This is a genomic window from Vibrio sp. D173a, from assembly GCF_030248475.1.
Map to the genome: position 1 here is coordinate 1 of NZ_JAHGAH010000186.1, position 954 is coordinate 954.

The following is a 954-nucleotide window of genomic DNA, read 5'->3' on the forward strand; positions in this document are numbered from 1 at the left end:
GGTTGTTCTGGCTCAGGGTACAGTGCTAATCTCGCTTGCCATTTATCTGGGAGACTTGGATCTTGTTTGCGTGCATGCTGTGAGACATCCATTTCGACAATCAAATCACGTCCTTCCTTGTCTAGCTTCTTGATGACTTCATACTGTGTATTGGATTTTATTGGGGTCATCCAGTGACTAGAATTGTGTTGACGCTGCCAATTAATCATTAGCTCGGCACTTAAATAACATCTGTCAAAGATCGTGAGGGAGTTAGGCATCGTTGATGATATTAACTGTTTTGCGTAACTCACTTCTCCTGTTGAACTAGGACCAAAAGCAACATCATGGAGTAAACGACTACGAAGAGAGCAAAGCGCGCATAGCCTTACAACAGGGTACTCGGTGTGACGACTTTTACTGTGCTTAACGTACTGATAGTGATTAGCAAGCGCCTTGTTATCATGAGTTCTAAATTGAGTCCCATCGACTGAAAATAGTCTTAAACCAAACCATTTATCCTCGCTATCTTCGGACTTAGTCCAGTGCTGAGCCGTCATAGTGAATAGGGCTTTTAGTGGCCCTGCCGTGAGACGTTTTCTGGCTTGAGGAATAGCACTTGGAGCAATGGATTCACCTAAAGAGTTGGATAGTTTTAGGTCTAACTTCTCCAAAACATCAGTAATGGGTCTGTCGCGATACAAGCCAATACCGACTAGCAACCAAACGACCAACTCAGCAGGTAGCTTTCGTCTTCTCATACTGGCTTTATTCGTTTCATTAAGCGCTTGGTTTATCCATTCCAATGGAAGCTCTTTTTGAAAAAGCGTAAGTGAATCAGGAGAAGCGAAGTCATCAACATCAATAAGCCAGTGAGCCAACATAAAAAATACCCTCAAACATGAAATGCTTGAGGGTATTTTCAACCAACCACAGGATCGTTCAACTGATCATTTGCTTAACTGATCGGAGTTA

At 42.8% G+C, this 954-nt stretch carries 1 protein-coding gene; it reads right to left on the reverse strand.

The features are described from left to right. A partial coding sequence (locus KIV40_RS18260; protein ID WP_285350614.1) for an IS4 family transposase occupies positions 1 to 863 on the reverse strand: 863 nt, incomplete at its 3' end. Positions 864 to 954: the final 91 nt, after the last annotated feature.